At 67.1% G+C, this 21,869-nt stretch carries 19 protein-coding genes and 1 tRNA gene; 11 read left to right on the top strand and 9 right to left on the bottom strand.

What is annotated here, in order from left to right; translation table 11 throughout:
• Positions 1-45 precede the first annotated feature (45 nt).
• The 6 genes from lepA to PSA7680_RS14525 all read right to left on the bottom strand — a co-directional run bounded on the left by lepA (position 46) and on the right by PSA7680_RS14525 (position 8,594).
• Positions 46-1,845 (bottom strand): translation elongation factor 4, encoded by a 1,800-nt coding sequence (gene lepA, locus PSA7680_RS14550; RefSeq protein WP_085869454.1) that lies wholly within the window; start codon positions 1,843-1,845, stop codon positions 46-48.
• 157 nt (positions 1,846-2,002) lie between these two features.
• Positions 2,003-2,548 (bottom strand): sarcosine oxidase subunit gamma, encoded by a 546-nt coding sequence (locus tag PSA7680_RS14545; protein WP_085869453.1) that lies wholly within the window; start codon positions 2,546-2,548, stop codon positions 2,003-2,005.
• Positions 2,541-5,471, bottom strand: a complete 2,931-nt coding sequence (locus PSA7680_RS14540; protein ID WP_085869452.1) for a sarcosine oxidase subunit alpha family protein — start codon at positions 5,469-5,471, stop codon at positions 2,541-2,543. The genes PSA7680_RS14545 and PSA7680_RS14540 overlap by 8 nt, the downstream gene beginning before the upstream one ends.
• Positions 5,468-5,752 carry a sarcosine oxidase subunit delta gene (locus tag PSA7680_RS14535; protein WP_085869451.1) on the bottom strand — a complete coding sequence of 95 codons (285 nt, stop codon included), beginning with the start codon at positions 5,750-5,752 and terminating at the stop codon, positions 5,468-5,470. The genes PSA7680_RS14540 and PSA7680_RS14535 overlap by 4 nt, the downstream gene beginning before the upstream one ends.
• A gap of 12 nt (positions 5,753-5,764) precedes the next feature.
• Positions 5,765-7,018, bottom strand: coding sequence for a sarcosine oxidase subunit beta family protein (locus tag PSA7680_RS14530; RefSeq protein WP_085869450.1), 1,254 nt, complete (start codon positions 7,016-7,018; stop codon positions 5,765-5,767).
• Positions 7,019-7,163: 145 nt separating this feature from the next.
• The gene (locus PSA7680_RS14525; RefSeq protein ID WP_085869481.1) at positions 7,164-8,594 is read right to left on the bottom strand and encodes a Glu/Leu/Phe/Val family dehydrogenase; all 1,431 of its coding nucleotides are present in this window, start codon (positions 8,592-8,594) and stop codon (positions 7,164-7,166) included.
• Positions 8,595-8,974: 380 nt separating this feature from the next.
• Here PSA7680_RS14525 and PSA7680_RS14520 point away from each other — a divergent pair, with 380 nt between their 5' ends.
• The 4 genes from PSA7680_RS14520 (at position 8,975) to PSA7680_RS14505 (ending at position 12,544) form a co-directional block, all read left to right on the top strand.
• Positions 8,975-10,720 carry a TadE/TadG family type IV pilus assembly protein gene (locus PSA7680_RS14520; RefSeq protein WP_176244151.1) on the top strand — a complete coding sequence of 582 codons (1,746 nt, stop codon included), beginning with the start codon at positions 8,975-8,977 and terminating at the stop codon, positions 10,718-10,720.
• Positions 10,721-10,725: 5 nt separating this feature from the next.
• Positions 10,726-11,271 (top strand): TadE/TadG family type IV pilus assembly protein, encoded by a 546-nt coding sequence (locus PSA7680_RS14515; protein WP_176244150.1) that lies wholly within the window; start codon positions 10,726-10,728, stop codon positions 11,269-11,271.
• Complete coding sequence (locus PSA7680_RS14510; RefSeq protein ID WP_085869447.1) at positions 11,271-11,852, top strand: TadE/TadG family type IV pilus assembly protein; 582 nt, start codon at positions 11,271-11,273, stop codon at positions 11,850-11,852. Before PSA7680_RS14515 ends, PSA7680_RS14510 begins: the two co-directional genes overlap by 1 nt.
• Before the next feature lie 140 nt (positions 11,853-11,992).
• Positions 11,993-12,544, top strand: a complete 552-nt coding sequence (locus tag PSA7680_RS14505; RefSeq protein WP_085869446.1) for a ricin-type beta-trefoil lectin domain protein — start codon at positions 11,993-11,995, stop codon at positions 12,542-12,544.
• Positions 12,545-12,581: 37 nt separating this feature from the next.
• Here the strand turns inward: PSA7680_RS14505 and PSA7680_RS19135 are convergent, their stop codons facing one another.
• Together PSA7680_RS19135 and PSA7680_RS14495 are read right to left on the bottom strand one after the other, a co-directional pair.
• The gene (locus PSA7680_RS19135) at positions 12,582-13,622 is read right to left on the bottom strand and encodes a DUF4274 domain-containing protein (RefSeq protein WP_176244149.1); all 1,041 of its coding nucleotides are present in this window, start codon (positions 13,620-13,622) and stop codon (positions 12,582-12,584) included.
• 74 nt (positions 13,623-13,696) lie between these two features.
• The gene (locus PSA7680_RS14495) at positions 13,697-14,650 is read right to left on the bottom strand and encodes an NAD(P)-dependent oxidoreductase (RefSeq protein WP_085869445.1); all 954 of its coding nucleotides are present in this window, start codon (positions 14,648-14,650) and stop codon (positions 13,697-13,699) included.
• A 208-nt stretch (positions 14,651-14,858) separates the two neighbouring features.
• Between PSA7680_RS14495 and PSA7680_RS14490 the strand changes: the two genes are divergently transcribed.
• Positions 14,859-15,770, top strand: coding sequence for a pirin family protein (locus PSA7680_RS14490; protein ID WP_085869444.1), 912 nt, complete (start codon positions 14,859-14,861; stop codon positions 15,768-15,770).
• A gap of 133 nt (positions 15,771-15,903) precedes the next feature.
• Here PSA7680_RS14490 and PSA7680_RS14485 read toward each other — a convergent pair whose 3' ends face one another.
• Positions 15,904-16,491, bottom strand: coding sequence for a TetR/AcrR family transcriptional regulator (locus PSA7680_RS14485; RefSeq protein WP_085869443.1), 588 nt, complete (start codon positions 16,489-16,491; stop codon positions 15,904-15,906).
• 123 nt (positions 16,492-16,614) lie between these two features.
• Between PSA7680_RS14485 and PSA7680_RS14480 the strand changes: the two genes are divergently transcribed.
• The 6 genes from PSA7680_RS14480 to PSA7680_RS14455 all read left to right on the top strand — a co-directional run bounded on the left by PSA7680_RS14480 (position 16,615) and on the right by PSA7680_RS14455 (position 21,834).
• Positions 16,615-16,866 (top strand): hypothetical protein, encoded by a 252-nt coding sequence (locus PSA7680_RS14480; protein ID WP_085869442.1) that lies wholly within the window; start codon positions 16,615-16,617, stop codon positions 16,864-16,866.
• A 140-nt stretch (positions 16,867-17,006) separates the two neighbouring features.
• Complete coding sequence (locus PSA7680_RS14475) at positions 17,007-18,293, top strand: homoserine dehydrogenase (RefSeq protein ID WP_085869441.1); 1,287 nt, start codon at positions 17,007-17,009, stop codon at positions 18,291-18,293.
• A gap of 69 nt (positions 18,294-18,362) precedes the next feature.
• Entirely contained in the window at positions 18,363-19,328 is a 966-nt protein-coding gene (gene glpX / locus PSA7680_RS14470; RefSeq protein ID WP_085869440.1) for a class II fructose-bisphosphatase, read from the top strand.
• A gap of 8 nt (positions 19,329-19,336) precedes the next feature.
• Positions 19,337-19,891: a cysteine hydrolase family protein gene (locus PSA7680_RS14465; protein WP_085869439.1), complete on the top strand. Its 555-nt coding sequence runs from the start codon at positions 19,337-19,339 to the stop codon at positions 19,889-19,891.
• Between the two features lie 2 nt (positions 19,892-19,893).
• The gene (recJ, locus tag PSA7680_RS14460) at positions 19,894-21,633 is read left to right on the top strand and encodes a single-stranded-DNA-specific exonuclease RecJ (RefSeq protein WP_085869438.1); all 1,740 of its coding nucleotides are present in this window, start codon (positions 19,894-19,896) and stop codon (positions 21,631-21,633) included.
• Positions 21,634-21,759: 126 nt separating this feature from the next.
• Positions 21,760-21,834: transfer RNA gene (locus PSA7680_RS14455), tRNA-Glu, on the top strand.
• The last annotated feature ends 35 nt before the right edge of the window (positions 21,835-21,869 follow it).

The raw sequence follows: 21,869 nt of genomic DNA, 5'->3' as shown, positions 1-21,869 counted from the left end.
GACTCTTGAAAGGAAAAAGGGCGGGAAAACCCCGCCCTTTGCCCGTCAGTCGTCCATCTTCAGCGCGGAGATGAACGCCTGCTGCGGGATCTCCACCTTGCCGAACTGGCGCATCTTCTTCTTGCCGGCCTTCTGCTTGTCCAGCAGCTTGCGCTTCCGGGTGGCGTCGCCGCCGTAGCATTTCGCCGTCACGTCCTTGCGCATGGCCGAGAGCGTTTCGCGCGCCACGACGCGCCCGCCCACGGCGGCCTGGATCGGGATCTTGAACATGTGGCGCGGGATCAGCTCCTTCAGCTTCTCCACCATGGCGCGGCCACGGGTTTCGGCCCGGTCGCGGTGGACCATGACGGAGAGCGCATCCACCGGCTCTTCGTTGACGAGGATCTGCATCTTCACGAGGTGATCCTCGCGGTAGCCGATCATCTGGTAGTCGAAGCTGGCGTAACCCTTCGTTACCGATTTCAGGCGATCATAGAAATCGAACACCACCTCGTTGAGCGGCAGGTCGTAGACGACCATGGCGCGGCTGCCGGCGTAGGTGAGATCAAGCTGGATGCCGCGGCGATCCTGGCAGAGCTTGAGCACGTCACCGAGATATTCGTCGGGCACGAGGATCGTCGCCTTGATGCGCGGCTCCTCGATGTGGTCGACATGGGTCAGATCGGGCATGTCGGCCGGGTTGTGCAGCTCGCGCACTTCGCCGTCGCGCATGTGCACGTGGTAGACGACGCTCGGCGCCGTGGTGATCAGTTCGATGCCGTATTCGCGTTCCAGCCGGTCGCGGATCACTTCAAGGTGCAGCAGGCCAAGGAAGCCGCAGCGGAAACCGAAGCCCAAGGCGGCAGAAGTCTCCATTTCCGACGAAAAGGAAGCATCGTTGAGCGAAAGCTTCTCGATGGCTGTGCGCAGATCCTCGAACTCGGCGTTGTCCACGGGGAAGAGCCCGCAGAACACCACCGGCTGGGCCGGCTTGAAGCCCGGCAGCGGCTTTTCACAGCCCTTCTTCTCGTGGGTGATCGTATCGCCCACGCGGGTATCGCGCACCTGCTTGATGGAGGCGGTGAGAAAGCCGATCTCGCCCGGCCCCAGCTCGTCGATCACCTGCATCGCCGGGCGGAAGACGCCGATGCGCTCCACCGGGTAGACGGCATTGGTGGACATCATGCGGATCCGGTCGCCCTTCTTCAGCACGCCGTCGACGATGCGCACCAGAACGATCACGCCGAGGTAGGCGTCATACCAGCTGTCCACCAGCATCGCCTTGAGCGGCGCGTCGCGGTCACCCTTGGGGGCGGGCAGGCGGTTGACGATGGCTTCCAGCGTCTCGTGAATGCCGACACCCGTCTTCGCGGACACGTGGATGGCGTCGGAGGCGTCGATGCCGATCACGTCCTCGATCTGCTCGGCGACGCGATCGCAGTCGGAGGCCGGCAGGTCGATCTTGTTGAGCACCGGCACGATCTCGTGGTCGGCCTCGATGGCCTGGTAGACGTTGGCCAGCGTCTGCGCCTCGACGCCCTGGGTGGAGTCCACCACCAGCAGCGAGCCTTCGACGGCCTGCATGGAGCGGGAGACCTCGTAGGCGAAATCGACGTGTCCGGGGGTGTCGATCAGGTTCAGCACGTAGGCTTCGCCGTCATCGGCCACGTAGTCGATGCGCACGGTGTTGGCCTTGATGGTGATCCCGCGCTCACGTTCGATGTCCATCGCGTCGAGCAGCTGCTCCTTCATGTCTCGGTCCTGGACGGTGCCGGTTTCCTGGATCAGGCGGTCTGCGAGCGTGGATTTCCCGTGGTCGATATGGGCGACGATGGAGAAATTGCGGATTTTGGCGAGATCGGTCATGGCTCGGCATATGATGTGGATTTGACCGCTGGTCAAGCACGGAAAACAAGGGCGTTGCGTCGCCTGCGCTCTCGTCGAGGGCGGCGCCCGCTCCGGGGCGGAAGCGAAGCGCCCGCCCGTGGGGCGGGGCGGGCGCTGCCCGACGATGTCGGGCGTTTCAGCCGCGCTGCGCCACCACGCTTTTCATGGCTTCCGAGACATCGTGCACCAGCGTCCGCGCCATGGAGCGAAAGGCGAAGATCTCGAAGCTTTCCGCGCCCGTGCGGGTGATCAGCGCGCTCATGTGGAAAAGCGCCGTGCGCGCAACGGCCCCTTCGGGGAAGGCACCGGCGCGCAGATCCACCGGAACGAGCCGGGCCAGCACCTCTTCCGCGCCGGGGCCGGACAGGCAGACGTGGGCCCAGCCGTCGCTCTGATCGGTCAGGGCGCAGTGGCGGGCGAGCGCGGCCACCGGCATCGGCCCCAGCAGCAGGGCCTGGTCGGGGCCGAACCAGAGCGCGCGCGCGGAGGCAGCACCCGTGGAGCGGCCCGGCGCCGGCCATCCCAGCCCGTGCGCCTTTTCGAGCGCCACGCCCAGCTGCGCGGCGCCGCGGTAGGCGGCGAGATGGTGGATCGCCGTGGGGGCGCATTCGGTGAGGCTCAGGCCCCCGTGGCGCACCGGCAGCAGCCCGGCGCAGGGGGTTTTAGCGATCAGTTCAGCCACGCATCCGTCCTCCGTCTGGGTCGATGAACACCGGGTCGCAGACGGTGCAGAGGGTCTCGACCCCGCGCAGGTGGTCCACGAGCTTCACCACCTCACCGCGGCGCAGCGGCCCGTTCTTCAGGAAGCCCAGTGCGATCTCGTGGCCGAGGCTCGGCGAGAAACAGGTCGAGGTCACGTAGCCTTCGCTGTTCTCCCGCGTGGGCGGCCGGTTCTCGGAGAAGAGATGCGCGCCGGCAGGCAGGCGGCCCTCCGGCAGCACCGGCCTCAGGCCGACGAGTTGCTCGCGCTCCGGCCCTGAAAGCCCTTCGCGGCGGGAGGCGGCCTTGCCGATGCAATCCTTCCGGGCCGAAACCATCCGCCCCATGCCGATGTCGAAGGCGGTGGTGCGGCCGTGGATCTCGGCGTGGGTGATGAAGCCCTTCTCGATGCGCAGCACGTTGAGCGCCTCCATCCCGTAGGCGCCCCCGCCCAGCACCTCGGCGCGGGCCACCAGATCGCCGTAGAGCGCGGCGCCGTAGCGGGCGGGCACGGCGATCTCGTAGGCGTGTTCGCCCGAGAAGGAGATGCGGAAGAGCCGCGCGGGCACCCCGGCCACGGTGACGGCGCCGCAGCCCATGAAGGGGAAAGCGCTTTCGTCCACCGGGGCATCCAGCAGGCTGTCCAGCAAGGCACGGGATTTCGGCCCGGCCACCGCGAACTGCGCCCAATGCTCGGTGACGGAGGTGAAGCTGACATCCAGCTCCGGGCGCAAAGCCTGGGAGACGAATTCGAGGTGCTTCATCACCTGCCCCGCCGCCGCGGTGGTCGTCGTCATCAGGTAGTGGGTTTCACCCAGCCGCGCGCAGGTGCCGTCGTCCATCACGTGGCCGTCCTCACGCAGCATCAAGCCGTAGCGCACCCGGCCTTCTTTCAGGGTGGAGAAGGTGTTGCAGTAGACGAAATCGAGGAAGGCCGCCGCATCCGGGCCCTGGATGTCGATCTTGCCCAGCGTGGAGACATCGCAGACGCCCACCGCGTTGCGCACGAAGCCCACCTCGCGGTTGCAGGCCTCCTGCCAGCCGGCATCGCCCGGACGCGGGAAGTAGGACGGGCGATACCAGAGTCCGGCCTCGATCATCGGCGCGCCGCGGGCGATGTTTGCGGCATGGGAGGTGGTAAAGCGCTCCGGCGCGAAGCCCTTGCCGCGCGCGCCCGCCCCCATCGCGGCGATGGAGACCGGCGCGAAGGGCGGGCGGAAGGTGGTGGTGCCGGTTTCGGGGATGCCGCGCCCGGTGGCGTCGGCCAGCACGGCGAGCGCGCCGACGTTGCTGTTCTTGCCCTGGTCGGTGGCCATGCCCTGCGTGGTGTAGCGCTTCATGTGCTCGACGGAGCGGAAGTTCTCCTGCGCCGCCTGCTTCACGTCTTTCACGGTGACGTCATTCTGGAAATCGAGCCAGGCGCGGCCCTTGCCGGGCACCTGCCAGAGCGGCGCGACGCTGTAGGGCGCATCCGAGGCCGCTGGCAGATCGCTTGCCTTTGCCTTGAGCCCCAGCGCCTTGAGCGCTTCTTTCGCGGCGCGCTGGCCATCGGCGAGGCATCCGGCGGTGGAGAAGATGCCCTTGGCAGCGCCCGCCGGGATCATGCCGGGCACGGATTTCTCCGCCGGCAGGAAGGCGGCCAGCGTTTCATCCCAGACGGGCCGCGCGCCCATGTGGCAGGTGAGGTGCAGCGTCGGGTTCCAGCCGCCGGAGACGGCGAGGCAATCGGCCTCGATCACCTCTTCGCGGCTTCCGGTGGAGACGGTGATGGATTTCAGCCCCATGTAGCCCTTGGTGTGGATGACCTGCGCGCCCTTGAAGGCGTTGAACCCCACCGGCAGTTCGGCCTCAGGCCGGCTGTCGACGAGCGCGGCCACTTCGACGCCGGCGGCGCGCAGATCCTCGGCTGTCTGACGGGCGCCGTCGTTGTTGCCGAAGACGGCCACGCGCTTGCCGGGGGCGACGTTGAAGCGGTGCAGGTAGCTGCGAAGCGCACTGGCCATCATCACGCCGGGGCGGTCGTTCATCGGGAAGGCGATGGGGCGCTCCAGCGCGCCGGCGGCCAGCACGCAGGCTTTCGCGGCGATGTGCCAGAAGGTCTCCAGCGGGCGATCGCCCGGATCGGCCATGTGCAGGGCGACGCGCTGCAGCGCGCCGTAGGTGCCCTGGTCGTAGGCCCCGGTCACCGTGGTGCGCTTCATCAGCCGCACGTTGGGCAGGCTGTCCAGCTCCGCCAGCACGGCCTGCACCCAATCCCGCGCAGGCGCGCCGTCGATCTCCTCGGCCTCGGAGTTGAGTCGCCCGCCGAAGGCGCTGTCTTCCTCGCAGAGGATGACATCGGCCCCGGCACGCGCGGCCGTGAGCGCGGCCATCAGCCCCGAGGGGCCGGAGCCGACCACCAGCAGATCGCAGAAGGCATAGGCGCGATCGTAGCGCGCGGTGTCAGGCGCGCCCGAAAGCGCCCCGAGCCCGGCGGCGCGGCGGATCACCGGCTCGTAGAGCTTTTCCCAGAAGCTGCGCGGCCACATGAAGGTCTTGTAGTAGAAACCCGCACCGAGGAAGGGGGAGAGCAGATCATTCACCGAAAGCAGATCAGCCGAGAGCGAGGGCCAGCGGTTCTGGCTGCGGGCCTCAAGCCCTTCGTAGATCTCCTGCACCGTGGCGCGCACGTTGGGCGTCTGCGCCGCGCCGCGCCCGACTGTCATCAGCGCGTTGGGCTCCTCGGACCCGGCCGTGAACACGCCACGCGGGCGGTGATACTTGAAGCTGCGCCCCATCAGCCGCACGCCGTTTGCCAGCAGCGCGGAGGCCAGCGTGTCGCCCTCGAAGCCTTGGTAGCTACGGCCATCGAAACTGAAGGTCACCGGTTTGTTGCGGTTGATCAGGCCCGCGCCGTCGATCCTCATCGCTTCGCCTCCCGGGCCTTGAGCGCCACGTCGCGCGCGAGGTCGCAGGCGAGGATCTCATGGGTCACCGTGTTGCGCGTCACCACGAGCCAGCTGGCGCAGCCCATCTCGTGATACCAGAGATCGCGGGTCACCCCGGCGGGGTTGTCGCGCAGATGCAGGTAGGCGTGCCATTCCTCGGGCGGCGCCTCGGCATCGGGGCGCTCCAGATCGCTGGCCGCGCCGCGGTAGGAGAATTCGCGCAGGTCGCGGGTGCCGCAATAGGGGCAGGTGATCCTCATGGCATGTGCTCCCTAGTGCAGGTTGTGCTGGCTGCCGGTGCCTTCTTCGTCCATCAGGCCGATGCCCGTGGCGAAGCGGTCGAGCCGGTATTTCGTGGCGGCCGCGTGCGGGCGGCCGGTGGCGATCAAGTGGGCGGTGACATGCCCTGAGCCCGGCACCGCCTTGAAGCCGCCGTAGCACCAGCCGCAGTTGAGGAAGAGGCCGTCGATGTGGGTGGTGTCGATGATGGGCGAGCCATCCGGGGACATGTCCATGATGCCGCCCCAGCTGCGCAGCACGCGGGCCTTGCCGATCATCGGCATCAGCGTCATCGCGGCTTCCATCACGTGTTCGGCCTGCGGCAGGTTCCCGCGCGCCGCATAGGACGCGTAGAAATCCAGATCGCCGCCGAACACCAGCCCGCCCTTGTCGGACTGGCTGATGTAGAAATGCCCCATGCCGAAGGTGACGACGGTATCGAGGCAGGGTTTCAGCCCTTCGGTCACGAAGGCCTGCAGGATGTGGCTTTCGATCGGCAGGCGCATCCCGGCCATCGCCGCCACCTGCCCTGAGCGCCCGGCGGCAACCATGGCGACCTTCTTGGCCTTGATGGCCCCGCGCGTCGTCTGCACGCCGGTGACGCGGCCCTGTTCGATGTCGATCCCCGTCACCTCGCAGTTCTGGATCAGGTCCACCCCGCGCCGGTCCGCGCCACGGGCAAAGCCCCAGGCCACGGCATCATGGCGGGCGGTGCCGCCGCGGGCGTGGTAGAGGCCGCCGTAGACGGGGAAGCGGATGTTGTCGTAGTCGAGGAAGGGCAGCATGGCGCGTACGCCTTCGCGATCCAGCAGGACGGCATCGTCGCCCTGGTTGATCATCGCGTTTCCGCGCCGGGCGGCGGCGTCGCGGGCGCCGTCGGAGTGGAACAGGTTGATGATGCCGCGCTGGGAATGCATCACGTTGTAGTTGAGATCGGCCTCCAGCCCCTCCCAGAGCTTCAGCGAATGCGAATAGAACTCGGAGTTGCCCGGCAGCCCGTAGTTGGCGCGCACGATGGTGGTGTTGCGCCCGACGTTGCCGCCGCCGATGTAGCCCTTTTCCAGCACCGCCACGTTGGTGATGCCATGTTCCTTGGCGAGGTAGTAGGCCGTGGCCAGCCCGTGGCCGCCGCCGCCGATGATGATCACGTCATAGGCCGGCTTGGGCTCCGGATCGCGCCAGTGGGCGCCCCAGCCCCTGTTGCCGGTGAGCCCTTCCTTCAGCACCTGCCAGGCGGAAAATCGCATGCCTTGCCCTCTCCAAGGGCACCCCATGCACCCTGCCCCGCGATGGTGGCGCGGGTTGGGGCCAGAGGTAAAGCCCCTTGCCGACAGCGGCTGGCCCTTTCGCGACGCAAAATGACGCGAAAGGGGGATTGGTTTGGAGGAAGCCTTACAGCCCCTTGGCCTCGTAGCTCTTCGCCACGCGCCCGATGGAGACGATGAACCCCGCGGTGCGCAGGTCTTCCACCTCGGGGCGGCTGTGCCAGACCTCGCGCATGGACTGGTAGGCAATGCGCATGGTGTCATCCAGCCCGGAGCGCACGAGCTCCAGCTCGTCGGCGCCACGCAGGTATTTCTCCTTGAAGTTCGGCGTCATCGACCACGCATCGCCCAGGTAGCGGTCCAGCCGCTCCAGCTCGTCCACCAGGAGTTGGTGGCGCGCTTCCTCCTGCCGGCGCTGCATTCGCCCGAAGCGGATGTGGGAGAGGTTCTTGACCCATTCGAAATAGGAGACCGTCACGCCGCCGGCGTTGGCGTAGAGATCGGGGATGATGACGGTACCCTTCTTGCGCAGGATCTCGTCCGCCCCGGCGGTGATCGGGCCGTTGGCGGCCTCGATGATGAGCGGCGCCTTGATGCGCGCGGCGTTGTCGAGGTTGATCACCCCCTCCAGCGCGGCCGGGATCAGGATGTCGCATTCCTCTTCCAGAAGCTTGGCGCCGTCCTTGATGTATTGCGGCCCGGGGAACATGTTCACCCCGCCGTGCTTGCGGATGTAGGCGGATATGGCCTCCACATCGAGCCCTTCGGGATCGTAGAGCGCACCGTCACGCTCGATGATGCCGATGACTTTCGCGCCGTCCTCCTGGCTCAGGAACTTGGCGGCGTGGTAGCCCACGTTCCCCAACCCCTGCACGATCACGCGCTTGCCGTCGAGCTTGCCGGAAAGCCCGGCCTGCGCCTTGTCTTCCTCGTGGCGGAAGAACTCCTGCAAGGCGTATTGCACGCCTCGGCCCGTGGCCTCCACCCGGCCCGAGATGCCGCCGGCGTGCAGCGGCTTGCCGGTGACGCAGGCGCGGGCGTTGATGTCGGTGGTGTTCATGCGGGCGTATTGATCGGCGATCCAGGCCATCTCGCGCTCGCCGGTGCCCATGTCGGGCGCAGGGACGTTCTGGCTCGGGTTGATCAGATCGCGCTTGGCCAGCTCGTAGGCGAAGCGGCGGGTGATGCGCTCCAGTTCGTCGGGCTCGTATTCGCGCGGATCGATGCACAGCCCGCCCTTGGAGCCGCCGAAAGGCGCCTCCACGAGGGCGCATTTATATGTCATCAGGGCGGCGAGCGCCTCGACCTCGTCCTGGTTGACGCCCAGCGCGTAGCGGATGCCGCCCTTCACCGGCTCCATGTGCTCGGAATGCACGGAGCGATAGCCCGTGAACGTCTTGACCTCGCCCCGCAGCCGCACCCCGAAACGGACGGTATAGGTGGCGTTGACCACGCGGATCTTCTCTTCCAGCCCCGGCTCCAGATCCATCAGGCCCGCCGCCCGGTTGAACATCAGATCCACGGATTCCCGGAAACTCGGCTCGCGCTTCGTGCTCATGAACTTTTCTCCCTGATCCCGCGCCATGAGACGATCGGCGCGGTGCACCCATTCGCATTCCGCAAGCCTAGGCCCGTGGGAGACAGGGGGGAAGAGCATAATTATTAAGCAGTTTGAAAACTTTTCCTTTTCACCCTCGCGCCGCGCCTTTTCACGGCCCGAATCATTAACCGCCTGAGTGGAAGTCGAGCCGGGATTTCAACATTTCGAACGGTATCGAAGAACTATTTCAGAGGGCGAAACAGTATCGTTCAAGCATGGGAAACAAAACCTTAACGGCGGCAATATTCCCCATAACCCCCTGAACTCTGCCCTATTTCTGCCACACGTCGGGCGCAGACATGCAGGATTGGGAACACCCTGGACGCAGGATTACCGCCATGAAGAAGATGATTTCGACACCCAGCGCCCGGCGCACCGTCAGCCTGACCGAAGCCTACGCCTTCGCGCGCCGCTTCGGCCAGAAGGAAGACGGCACGCTGACGATCTTCGCGCTGTTCATCTTCATCATGATGATCCTGATCGGCGGCATCGCCGTGGACCTGATGAAATTCGAAAGCGAGCGCGTCACGCTCCAGAATACGCTCGACCGCGCGGTTCTGGCCGCCGCCGACCGCGACCAGCAGCTTTCCCCCAAGGAGGTGGTGCTGGACTATTTCGACAAGGCGGGGCTGGGCAACTACATCAGTGAATCCGACATCACGGTGGACCAGGACGAACTGGTCTCCTACCGGATCGTTTCGGCCACCGCGAGCAAGACGATCACCACCCATTTCATGAAGATGACGGGCATCTACGAGTTGGACGCCCCCGCCTCCGGCACCGCCGAGGAGCGCATCCGCGATCTGGAGATCTCGCTGGTGCTCGACGTGTCGGGCTCCATGCGCCACACGTCGGCGGACGGCACGACGACGAAGCTCGCCAACCTGAAGACGGCCGCGCAGGAGTTCATCGACCAGATCTCCTCCTCCTCGATCGACGGCACGGTTTCCTACTCGATCATCCCCTATGCCACGCAGGTGAATGCCGGCGAAATGCTGGCGAAATACTACAACCTGACCGACGAACACGCCTATTCGCACTGCGTGGACTTCGAGGAAGAGGATTTCCTCACCACCGAGCTCTCCACTACGGAGCTGATGCAGCGCACCGGCCATTTCGACCCCTGGTACGAGTGGTCCAAGCCCAACAACACCAACGCCAACAACAACCGGCTGCTGGTCTGCCAGACCGAAGCGAGCCGCGAAATCATGCCGTGGGAGAAGAACACCACGAAGCTGAAGAACCACATCAACAGCTTCTTCGCCGACGGCAACACCTCGATCGACGTGGGGGTGAAATGGGGCGTGGCGCTTCTGGACCCCGGCACGCAGGGCGTGGTGGCGGACATGATCGATGCCGGCGAAGTGGATGCTGCCTTCGAGAACCGGCCCTTCGAGTATGATTACAACGGCGGCATGAAGGTGCTGATCGTCATGACCGACGGCATCAACACCAGCCAGTATTACCTGAAGGACGATTTCATCAACGGCTACTCCGACGTCTACGAGAACGATCACGACGGCTATCTCTCCGTCTACTGGCCGGAGAAGAACAAATACTGGTGGGAATACGACGACGATCTGCACGATCTGCCCTACGGCGACGGCGCCGAGATCGAGACGATCGAATACCAGAAGGTGCTGGTTTGCCGCGAAAACAAGAAAGGCAAGACCAAGTGCCGTTACCAGGACAAGGAAGTGACCGTTCTCACCCCCGTCGCGGGTGAAGCCGTGCGCCAGACCTACCCTGAACTGTGGAACGACTACTCGCTGGAATACGTGGCCGACAAGATCTACGAGCCGATGACGGGCAGCAGCTCCTACGCCGACAAGTTCGATCCCGGCGCGCGCTCCTACGTCTCGGCCTCGACAAAGGATGACCGCCTCGACGACATCTGCACCGCGGCGAAGAACAAGAACATCATCATCTTCACCATCGGCTACGAGGTGACCGATCACTCCAAGCAGGTGATGAAGGACTGCGCCTCGACCTACAACCACTTCTACGACGTGCAGGATCTCGAAATCCGCGATGCCTTCGCCAGCATCGCCACCCAGATCAACAACCTGAAGCTGACCCAATGAAACGCATGCTGAAACATATGTGCCGCGCGGTTGCCGGCTTCGGCCGGCGCCAGGACGGGCACGCGACGATCGAATTCGCGATCTGGACTCCGCTTTTCATCACCCTGCTCTTCGCCGCGGCGGAAGCGGGCATGATGACGGCCAAGCAGGTTGCCCTGGATCGCGGCGTGGACATGACGGTGCGGGACCTGCGGCTGGGCAAATACAAGGCGCCCGATGCCGACGACCTGCGTGCAAGCGTCTGTTTCTACGCCGGGGTGATCATCCCGAACTGCGAAGCCAACACAATGGTCGAGCTCCGGACGGTGGACAGCTCCAGCTGGGAAACCCTCGATCCAGACGCCACCTGCGTGGAATACCAGGACGACGAGATCGTCGTGCAGGATGATCCCGTCTTCATCGGCGTGGAGAACAACCTGATGCTGGTGCGGGTCTGCACCTTGGTGGACACGATCTTCCCCAGCACCGAATTCACCACCAACCTCGGCCTGAACTCGAAGAACCAGACGGCTCTGGTCTCGGCGACGGCCTTCGTGAACGAGCCTTCGTGATGCGCCTGATCAATCATATCCGCAAAGGGCTGCGCCGCTTCTGCCGGGGCAGCGAGGGCGGCCTGAGCGTGGAGGCCGTGGTGATCCTGCCGCTGATGATGCTCGGCTTCGGCCTCACCGCCACCTACTACGATGCCTTCCGCGCCCGCACCGCCAACGTGAAGGCGGCCTATACCGTGGGCGATCTTCTGTCGCGCCAGAAGGAGCCGATCGACCAGGAGTTCATCGACGGGCTGGCCGACATCTTCGACTACCTGACCGACGACACCGACCAATCCTGGATCCGGGTCTCCGTGGTGAGCTGGAGCGTCTCGCAGGACAAGCTGCTGCTGAAATGGAGCAAGGTCTCGGGCACCTCGCCCGATCCGGTGCTCACCCAGGAAGACATCGAGAACATGGCCGACCGCATCCCGGTGATGGCCGACGGCGACACCATCATCCTCGTGGAAACCCACATGGATTATTCTTCGGTGCTGGAGCAGCTTCCGTTCTACACGAAGTGGCTGAACTCCGGCATCGAGTTCGACAATTTCGTCGTCACCAGCCCGCGCTTCGTGCCGAAGCTGGAATTCACCTCTTGATCCCCGCCCCGGCCCGCCCGGGGCGCGCTGTCCAATTCCGCCCATTTTTTTGCGCCGGAACCGCGATCTCTCTGCGTAAGACCGATACGCGCACCCGATAGACAGGGCGGCGCGATGAAGAATTGCAAGGAGACAAACGGATGAAACGCCCCACCCTCACCCCCGGCTTCGCCGCCTCGCTGGCCCTCGCCTCGGGCCTCGCCGGGGCCGGAGCCGCACACGCCGAAAACGTCGAGATCTACCTTCTCGACATGCTGGACAACACGCAGGCCGGCTACTGCTTCGACATCGCCGGCGGCCGCGAGGCCGAGGCGGACCCGGCGGACGGGCTCCAGGGCCACACCTGCTACAGCCCCGGCGGGGCCCTCGGCATCGACCAGACCTTCGACTCGGAGAAATTCTCCGACGGCCTGCTTTACATGACGGAGTTCGATGTCTGCGCCGAGATCACGGCACCCGAAGCCGGAGCCGCGCTGGCGCTGAACAGCTGCGACGGCAGCGACGCCCAGAGCTTCCTGTTCAGCGGCGAGGGGCGCGTCACCCCGGCTTCCGCGCCTGACCTCTGCGTGACCCTCGGCGAAGCGACCCGCTCCGGCCGCAGCGATGCCAACCAGATCAAGGCCATGACGCTGGAAACCTGCGACAGCGCCCGCGCGGCCTACCAGACCTGGGGCATCCGCACCGCGAACTGATCGGCGGGGCGCCCGGGGGCGGCGGGCGGAGGCGCCGTCAGTCGCCCCAGCGCTCCGGCTGATCGGGATAGGCCCATTCCACCATTGGGCGCGGCAGGCCTTCGGTGTAGCGCTCTTCGGAGAGATCCCGGCCACCGCGCGCCTGCCAGAACCAATCGGGCAAGGGGGTGGGCAGGCCGGCGGCCTGCGCGCGGGCTTCGACCTCGGCCCGGTCGGCCTCGGAATGGCCGGCGAAGGCAATTTCGGCGCGGCCGTAGCCGCCGGCGACCAGTTGCCCGGCGATGGCGCTCAGGATCGCGTCCGACACCGCGCTCTCCGCCTGTTCCGACATCGCACGCCAGAACAGCGTGGCCACCGTGGCCCTGTCGCAGGACGGCTGTGCCAGCATCCACCGGAGCGGTTCGACGGACCGGGCGAAATCGTAGTTGAGCGCCACTTCGTGCCAATCGTCCGGATCCCGCATCGACAGCCAGCCCAGCAGCCCGGCGGTGATGCGCTCGTCCACGGGCATGTCGGGATCGGGCTCGGCGTCGGCCTGCGGCGAGGGGGCGTTGCGCGCCGCCATCAGCGCCTCGGTGAAGGCATTGGCGCCGGAGGCCCCGGCCCGCTCGGCCAGCATCGCCGCAATGATTTCACTCATCATCTTGGCCTGGCTCGCCGCCGTCACCCCGCCGACCCCAACGCGGCCCGCAACCCGCCACCAGAGCCCCGGTGCCCAGGCGCGCGGCCCGCCCCCCTTCACCCGCAGCAGGAAGCCGTTGGAGGGCTTCATCGCGAAGACGCCACGGCTCACGTCGGTGATGTCTTCGACCCGGCAGAGCACCCGGCCCGAGCTTTCGCGCAGCTCCTCGCGGGTCAGTTCCACCACGTGGCGGGTGGCCTTGCCCAGCACCACCGCCGCCCAGACGGAGAAGGCGCCGAAGGCGATCAGGAAGATCTGCCACCCCACCGAGGCGGGCGGGCTGCTGAAGGCGATGTAGATCAAGAGCACGCCGAGCGCGCCGAGCACGCCCATCGCGAAAAAGCGCCGGGGCGCCGAAGCGCTCACCGTTGCCAGCACATCATCCTGTCTTGCCATGCCTGAGCCTCTCCCTGCCTGTTGCGCCCGTTTAAACCGGCGCGGCGGAAAGAGCCAGCCCGCATGCGCCGGCGTCAGCGCGGCGGCACCACCTCGTAGCCCGGCGCCTCAGGCTCGTCGTCCACCATCTCGGGCGGAAAACCCGGCGCCAGCACCGAAAGGCCGGTGGCCTCTTCCAGCCGCTTGATGATGTTGGGCGAAAACTCGCGCTCCCCGAAACGGGCGATGCCGTCCCGGAAGATCTCGATCATCAGCGGGTTCATCTCCAGCGGCACCCCTGCGCGGTCCGCCACCTCCTGGAACAGGCCGATGTCCTTCAGGACGAGATCCATGGTGAAGCTGATGTCGCGGCTGCCGTTGAGGATCACCTGGCTTTCGGTCTCGTGCACGAAACTGTTGCCCGAGGAGATGCGGATCGCCTCGAAGGCGGTGTTCAGATCCATCCCCGCGCCCTTGGCCACGGTGAGCGCCTCCGCGCAGGAAATGAGGTTCGCCGTGGCCAGGAAATTGGTGATGACCTTCAGCACCGAAGCGCTGCCCAGATCGCCCGTGTGCAGCACCCGACGCCCCATCGTGGTGAGCAAAGGCAGGATGCGCTCGAAGGTCTCGCGGGTGCAGCCGGCGAAGATGGCGATGTTGCCGGTCGCGGCCCGATGGCAGCCGCCCGACACCGGGCAGTCCACCGCGGCGCCGCCCGCGGCGATCACTTTTGCGCCCAGCCGCTTCACCTCGGCCTCGTCGGTGGTGGACATCTCCAGCCAGATCTTGCCCGGTCCCATCGCCGTCAGCAGCCCGTTTTCGCCTTCCACCACCGCCGCCGAAGCCGCCGGGCTCGGCAGGCAGGTGATGACCGCTTCGCAAGCCTCCATCAGCGCCGCAGGGCTGTCGGCCACCCAGGCCCCCTTGGCGGCGAACGCCGCGCGCTTCTGCGCGTCGAGATCGAGCACACCCACGTCATGCCCGTTGCGCAGCAGGCTGCCGCAGAGCTTGCCGCCCACGTTGCCCAAACCCACGAAGCCGATCCTCATTCCGCGCACTCCCCTGTTGCATGCCCTTCTTGCAGGCAGCGTGAAACACCGGTCTGGGCGCGGTCTGTCCCGAAAACGACGCCCGCCCCCTGCAAACGGAGAGCCAGCCTTATTGCACAGATGCACACTCAAAGCGCATGAACGCGCAGCGCCCTGCATTGCCGCACAGGCCCGCCGGCTCTATCTCTGGGGCGAAAGGAGTTCTGCCATGTCCATCAGACCCGTCAAATCCATCTCCCGCGCCGTGCCCACCATGGAAGGTGCCGGGGTGAAACTGCACCGCGCCTTCGGCTTCGAGGATCCGACGATGCTCGATCCCTTCCTGCTGTTCGACGATTTCCGCAACGAGCGGCCCGAAGACTTCCTGAAAGGCTTCCCCTGGCATCCGCACCGGGGCATCGAAACCATCACCTACGTGCTGAGCGGCACGGTGGAGCACGGGGATTCCCTGGGCAACGAAGGCACGCTCGCCGCCGGTGACGTGCAATGGATGACGGCCGGATCCGGCATCCTCCACCAGGAAATGCCCAAGGGCAACGCGCAGGGGCAGATGCACGGCTTCCAGCTCTGGGCCAACCTGCCGGCCAGCCTCAAGATGACGGCGCCCCGCTACCAGGACGTGCAGGGCAAGGACATTCCCGAGATCATCGACGACGACGGCACCCGCGTGAAGGTGATCGTCGGCGAATTCTGGGGCAAGCGCGGCCCCGTGGACGGCATCGCCGCCGATCCGCAGTATCTGGATGTCTACGTGCCCGCCGGGCTGCGCAAGACCTTCCGGATCGACACCTACCGCCATGCCTTCGCCTACATCTTCGACGGCTCCGGACGCTTCGCAGATGCCTCCGCCCCGCGCGGCGTGCTGCTGGAGAAGGAGGTGCGCGGCGAGGAGCTCAACATTCGCGATCTTTCCGGCAACCGCACCCTCGTGCAGTTCTCCTCCGGCGAAGAGGTGACGGTGCAGGCCGGCCCGGAAGGCATCCGCTTCCTGCTGATCTCCGGCGCCCCGCTACAGGAGCCTGTGGCCTGGCACGGTCCGATCGTGATGAACACGCGCGAAGAGCTGATGCAGGCCTTCGCGGAACTGCGCAACGGCACCTTCATCAAGCCCGCGCACTGAGGCCGGAAAGAAGCGGGGCTCTGCCCCGCACCCCGGGATATTTGAAGAACAAAGTCGGCGGTTTCCTCTCGCGAAAAATACCTCGGGGGAGGCGCGCCGACGGGCGCGGCGGGGGCAGCGCCCCCTGCCCGCATCAGGATTTGAGGATCCGGCGGATCATGTTCTCGTAGATGCGGTCCAGCTTCTCTTCCGGGAAGTCGGGATGGGCGGCCTGCCAGTCCGGCAGGGCCGCGAGCAATGTCAGGATGGCGTCGGCGATCAGATCCTCGTCGGGGACCTGGAAGGCACCCTTGTCGCGGCCCAGTCTCAGAAGCGCCTTCAGGTGATCGCGGTAGCCTTTCTCGAAAGCGGCGACGATGGCGGCGTAATCGCCGGCCAGCGCGCGGGCCTCGTTGCGCACGAGCCGCGCGGCGGCGGGCGCGGCGCGGTTCGTTGCGACATGGGCCTGAATGAAGCTCTTCAGCTGCGGATAGGGGTTGCCCTGCGGATCCAGCGGCGGCAGCGCGTGCTGCCGGGCCTGCAGAAACTCCGTCATCAGGCTGTAGAGGAGCGTCTGCTTGTCCTTGGTGTGCAGGTAGATCGCCCCAGCCTGCACCCCGGAGGCCCCGGCGATCTGGCGCATGGAGACGGCATCGAAGCCGTGTTCGGAAAACAGCGCGAGTGCGGCTGCGTGAATTCTGGCGCCGGTGTCGGCGGCGCTCCGTCCGGATGTGCGTGCCATGGGGGCAGTGTCCACTGAACGGGCGTTCCGATCAAGCCCCGCGGACCGCCCCGCGGCCGGCCTCGCTTGCCTGCCGCCGGGTGAGTGCCTATGGTCGCCGCGACTACCCCGTGAGAGCCCGCCATGCGCCCTGCCCCCTATCTTGCGCTCTGCCTGTCCGGCCTGCTGCTGGCAGGCTGCCTGACACCGCCCGAGATCGAGGCGCTGGACGATTCAGCCCCGGTGGAAGGCCCCTTCCCCGAGCTTGCGCCGGTGAGCGCCCTGCCGCCGCCTTCGCCCGATCCGGAACGGGGCGCGCTGGAAGCCCAGGCCCTTGAAGCGAGGGCTGCCGGCCTGCGGGCACGGGCACAGGCGCTGAGCGCCCGCCGCCCCTGATCCCGCCTCCTGAGCGCAGCGAGCCCAGACGCCGCCCATGCCCCTGCGGGCACCGGGCGCGCGGCAGCCTGCGCGCCTGCGTTGCAAGCCCCGGTGTTTCCCGATAACAGGGCGCGAGCAGACCACGGACGGAGACCCCCATGACTCACCCTTTGCGCCTCGGAATCGCCGGCCTCGGGACCGTCGGCATCGGCGTCGTGAAGATCGTGCGCCAGAAGGCTGCGCTTCTGGAAGCCCGCACCGGGCGCCCGATCGAGATCACGGCGGTGAGCGCGCGCACCCGCAGGAAGGACCGTGGGGTGAACCTGGACGGCTACGCCTGGGAAGATGACCCCGTGAAACTGGCCCAACGCGAGGACGTGGATGTCTACGTCGAGCTGATGGGCGGCTCCAACGGCCCCGCCAAGGCCTCCATCGAGGCCGCGATCGCGGCAGGCAAGGACGTGGTGACTGCCAACAAGGCGCTGTTGGCGCTGCATGGCCAGGCGCTTGCGGAATCCGCCGAGGCCGTGGGCCGGGTGATCCGTTTCGAGGCCGCCGTGGCCGGCGGCATCCCGGTGGTCAAGGCCCTGACCGAAGGGCTGGCCGGCAACGAGATCACCCGCGTGATGGGGGTGATGAACGGCACCTGCAACTACATCCTCACCCGCATGGAAAGCGCCGGGCTCTCCTACGAGGAGGTCTTCAAGGAGGCCAGCGACCTGGGCTATCTCGAAGCCGACCCGACGCTGGACGTGGGCGGCATCGACGCCGGGCACAAGCTGGCGCTCCTTGCCTCCATCGCCTTCGGCACCAAGGTGGATTTCGAGGCGGTGCGCCTTGAGGGCATCGAGCGCATCACCAGCGAAGACATCGCCGCCGCCGCCGACATGGACTACAAGATCAAGCTGCTCGGCGTGGCGCAGATGACGGGCCGCGGCCTCGTGCAGCGCATGACCCCCTGCCTCGTGCCCGACAGCTCGCCGCTGGGCCAGCTGCAGAACGCCACCAACATGGTGGTGATCGAGGGCGACAGCGTGGGCCAGATCGTGCTGCGCGGGGCCGGCGCCGGCGAAGGCCCCACGGCCTCCGCCGTGATGGCCGACGTACTCGACATCGCGCGAGGCATCCGACTTTCGACCTTCGGCCAGCCCGCCGCGAGCCTGAAGCCCGCGAAGGTGGCCGAGGTGAGCGTGCCCGCCCCCTACTACCTGCGTCTCAAGCTCCAGGACAAACCGGGCGCCCTTGCGAAAGTGGCCAAGGTGCTGGGTGAAAACGGCATCTCCATCGACCGGATGCGACAGTACGGCCATGCCGACACCACCGCGCCGGTGCTCATCGTCACCCACAAGACGGACCGCGACGCGCTGGACAACGCGCTGGAAGAATTCGCCAAAACGGGCGTTCTGGAGGCAGAGCCGGTGGCAATCCGCATCGAGACGGTATGACGGCTTGCCCGGCGTGGCCCTGCGGGCTATGCCGGGATCGGCCCACATCAAGTTTCAGGATTGCATTCCATGCCCGATATCATTGAATTCCACGACCGCATGCTGTCGCTCGGCCTCGCGCGCGTTTCCGAAGCCGCCGCCATCGCCTCCGCCGATCTGGTTGGCCGGGGCGACGAGAAAGCCGCCGACCAGGCGGCCGTGAACGCCATGCGCAACCAGCTCAACATGCTCGACATCGCAGGTGTCGTGGTGATCGGGGAAGGCGAGCGCGACGAGGCGCCGATGCTCTACATCGGCGAGGAAGTGGGCACCGGCAAGGGCCCGGCGGTGGATATCGCGCTGGATCCGCTGGAAGGCACCACGCTGACCGCCAAGGACATGCCCAACGCGCTCACCGTGATCGCCATGGCCCCGCGCGGCACGCTGCTGCACGCGCCCGATGTCTACATGGACAAGCTGGCGATCGGCCCCGGCTACCCGAAGGACGTCGTTTCGCTGGAGATGAGCCCGGCGGAACGCGTGCGCGCCCTCGCGAAGGCCAAGGGCTGCGACGACGACGACATCACCGTCTGCATTCTCGAACGCCCCCGCCACGAAGAGCTGATCGCCGAGGTGCGCTCCACCGGCGCCGCGATCCGCCTCATCACCGACGGCGACGTGGCCGGGGTGATCCACTGCGCCGAGGCGCAGAAAACGGGCATCGACATGTACATGGGCTCGGGCGGCGCGCCGGAAGGCGTGCTCGCGGCTTCGGCGCTGAAGTGCATGGGCGGCCAGATGTGGGGCCGGCTGCTGTTCCGCAACGACGACGAGCGCGGCCGCGCCGCCAAGGCCGGCATCACCGATCTGGACCGCGTCTACGCGCGCGACGATCTGGTGACCCAGGACGTGATCTTCGCCGCAACCGGCGTGACCGATGGCTCCATCGTCTCGGGACTGAAGCGCGAGCCGCAAGCGCTGACCACGGAAACCATCCTGATGCGTTCCAAGACGGGCTCCGTGCGCCGGATGGTCTACCGCAACCCGATCCGCTGAGCCGCCGCATGGAGGGGTTGCTTCTGATCGATTTCCAGACGGGTTTCGACAGCCCGGTCTGGGGCGCGCGGAACAACCCCGACGCGGAAAGCGAGGCCGCGCGGCTGCTCGCGGCATGGCGGGGCGGGCGCGGGCCGGTCTTCCACGTGCGCCATTGCAGCGTGGAAGCGGGAAGCCCGCTCACGCCTGAAGCCGGCGGAACGGCCTTCAAGCCGGAGCTGGCGCCCCTGCCCGGCGAAGCGACCTATGAAAAGACGGTGAATTCCGCCTTCATCGGCACCGCGCTGGAAGCGGACCTCCGCGCGCGCGGGGTGACGGATCTCGTCGTCTGCGGGCTGACGACGCCCCATTGCGTTTCCACCTCCTGCCGCATGGCGGCGAACTTCGGCTTCGCCGTCACCCTCGCCCACGATGCCTGCGCGGCCTACGCGGCCAATGCCGACGTGAGCTGGGCGCCCGGACGCGCGCCGATGGGCCCGGAGGAGATCCACGCCGCCGCCGTCTCGCACCTGCACGCCGAATTCGTGACCGCCCGCCGCACGGCGGAGATCCTCGGGGGCTGACGATGGCGTTTCTCGGGGTGGAAAGCTCGATCACCGGGCGGCGCTGGACCGGGCTCACGGGCGACCAGGAGCGCCAGGCCGAGGCGATGGCGCAGGCCACGCAGCTGCCGCTGCCGCTCTGCCGCACGCTGGCCCGCCTCGGCGTGCCCGTCGATCAGGCCACCGCCTATCTCTCCCCCGCCCTGCGCGACCTGCTGCCCGATCCCCGGAGCCTGAAGGACATGGAGCCCGCCGCCGCGCGGTTCCTCGCGGCGGTGAAGGCGCGCCAGCGCATCGCCATCTTCGCCGACTACGACGTGGACGGCGGCACCTCCGCGGCGCTGCTGATCTCCTGGCTGCGCGCCATGGGGCGGCAGGCGACGCTCTACATCCCCGATCGCATCGACGAGGGCTACGGCCCCAACGAGCCGGCGATGGCGGCGCTTGCCGCCGATCATGACCTGATCGTCTGCGTCGATTGCGGCACGCTTTCGCACGGGCCGATCGAGGCCGCCAAGGGGGCGGACGTGATCGTGCTCGATCACCACCTCGGCGGCGAGACCCTGCCCGCGGCCTGCGCGGTGGTGAACCCGAACCGGCAGGACGAAACCGGCGACCTCGCCCATCTCTGCGCCGCCGGAGTCGTCTTCCTGATGCTGGTGGAGGCCAACCGCCAACTGCGCGGCGAAGGCGTGCAGGGGCCCGATCTGATGTCGATGCTCGATCTCGTGGCGCTCGGCACAGTCGCGGATGTGGCCCCGCTGATCGGGGTGAACCGCGCGTTGGTGCGGCAGGGGCTGAAGGTGATGGCGCGGCGCCAGCGCCCCGGTCTCGTGGCGCTCTCCGATGTCGCGCGGATGGACACGGCCCCAAACACCTATCACCTTGGCTACCTGCTGGGCCCGCGCGTGAACGCCGGCGGGCGCATCGGCGCCGCCGATCTGGGCGCGCGGCTGCTGGCCACCGACGACATCCACGAGGCCCGCGCCCTGGCCGAGAGGCTGGACGAACTCAACACCGAGCGGCGCGACATCGAGGCCGCCGTGCGCGCGCAGGCGATGGAACAGGCCGAGGCCCGCGGGCTCGACGCGCCGCTCGTCTGGGCTGCCGGCAAGGGCTGGCACCCGGGCGTCGTGGGCATCGTCGCCTCGCGCCTGAAGGAGGCCACCAACCGCCCGGCGGTGGTGATCGGGCTGGAGGGCGGCGAAGGCAAGGGCTCGGGCCGCTCCATCGCCGGGGTGGATCTGGGCGCCGCGATCCACCGGGTGGCGGCGGAAGGGCTGCTGATCAAGGGCGGCGGCCACAAGATGGCGGCCGGGCTGACGGTGTCGGAAGACAAGCTCGAAGCCGCGATGGAACGGCTCGCCGAACTGCTGGCAAAGCAGGGCGCAGGCCGCGCCGGGCCGGCCGATCTGCGGCTCGACGGGCTGCTGATGCCCGGCGCCGCCACGGTGGAACTGGTGGAGCAGATCGAGGCCGCGGGCCCCTTCGGCGCCGGTGCGCCCGGCCCGCGCTACGCCTTCCCCGACCAGATGATCCATTTCGCCAAGCGCCTCGGCGACAGCCATCTGAAGGTCACGTTTTCCGACGGCATGGGCCCGCGGCTCGAAGCGATTTCCTTCGGCGCCTTCGACGGCCCCCTGGGCCCGGCTCTGGAGGCCCACAACGGCGCGCGCTTCCACCTTGCCGGCCGGATCGAGATCAACACGTGGAACGGCCGCAGCAAGGTCCAGCTTAAGCTGGAGGACGCCGCCCCGGCCTGACGCCAGCCCCCACGCTGCCCCACGACACACGTCCTCGACCGCTGCAAATTTTTCGCACCCCGAGGCGAAAGAATCGCTTGCAGAGCCGTCGCGCATTTCCTAAATAGCGCCCCACGCGGCAAGGTTGCTCCGTTCGTCTATCGGTTAGGACGCCAGGTTTTCAACCTGGAAAGAGGGGTTCGATTCCCCTACGGAGTACCACCCGCGCTTCCCCTGAAAATCTGTTTCGCCCACCC

Source organism: Pseudoruegeria aquimaris (assembly GCF_900172235.1).
GTDB lineage: Bacteria > Pseudomonadota > Alphaproteobacteria > Rhodobacterales > Rhodobacteraceae > Pseudoruegeria > Pseudoruegeria aquimaris.
Note: the sequence above shows the minus strand (reverse complement) of the source record. Positions and strands in the feature narration are given on the sequence as shown.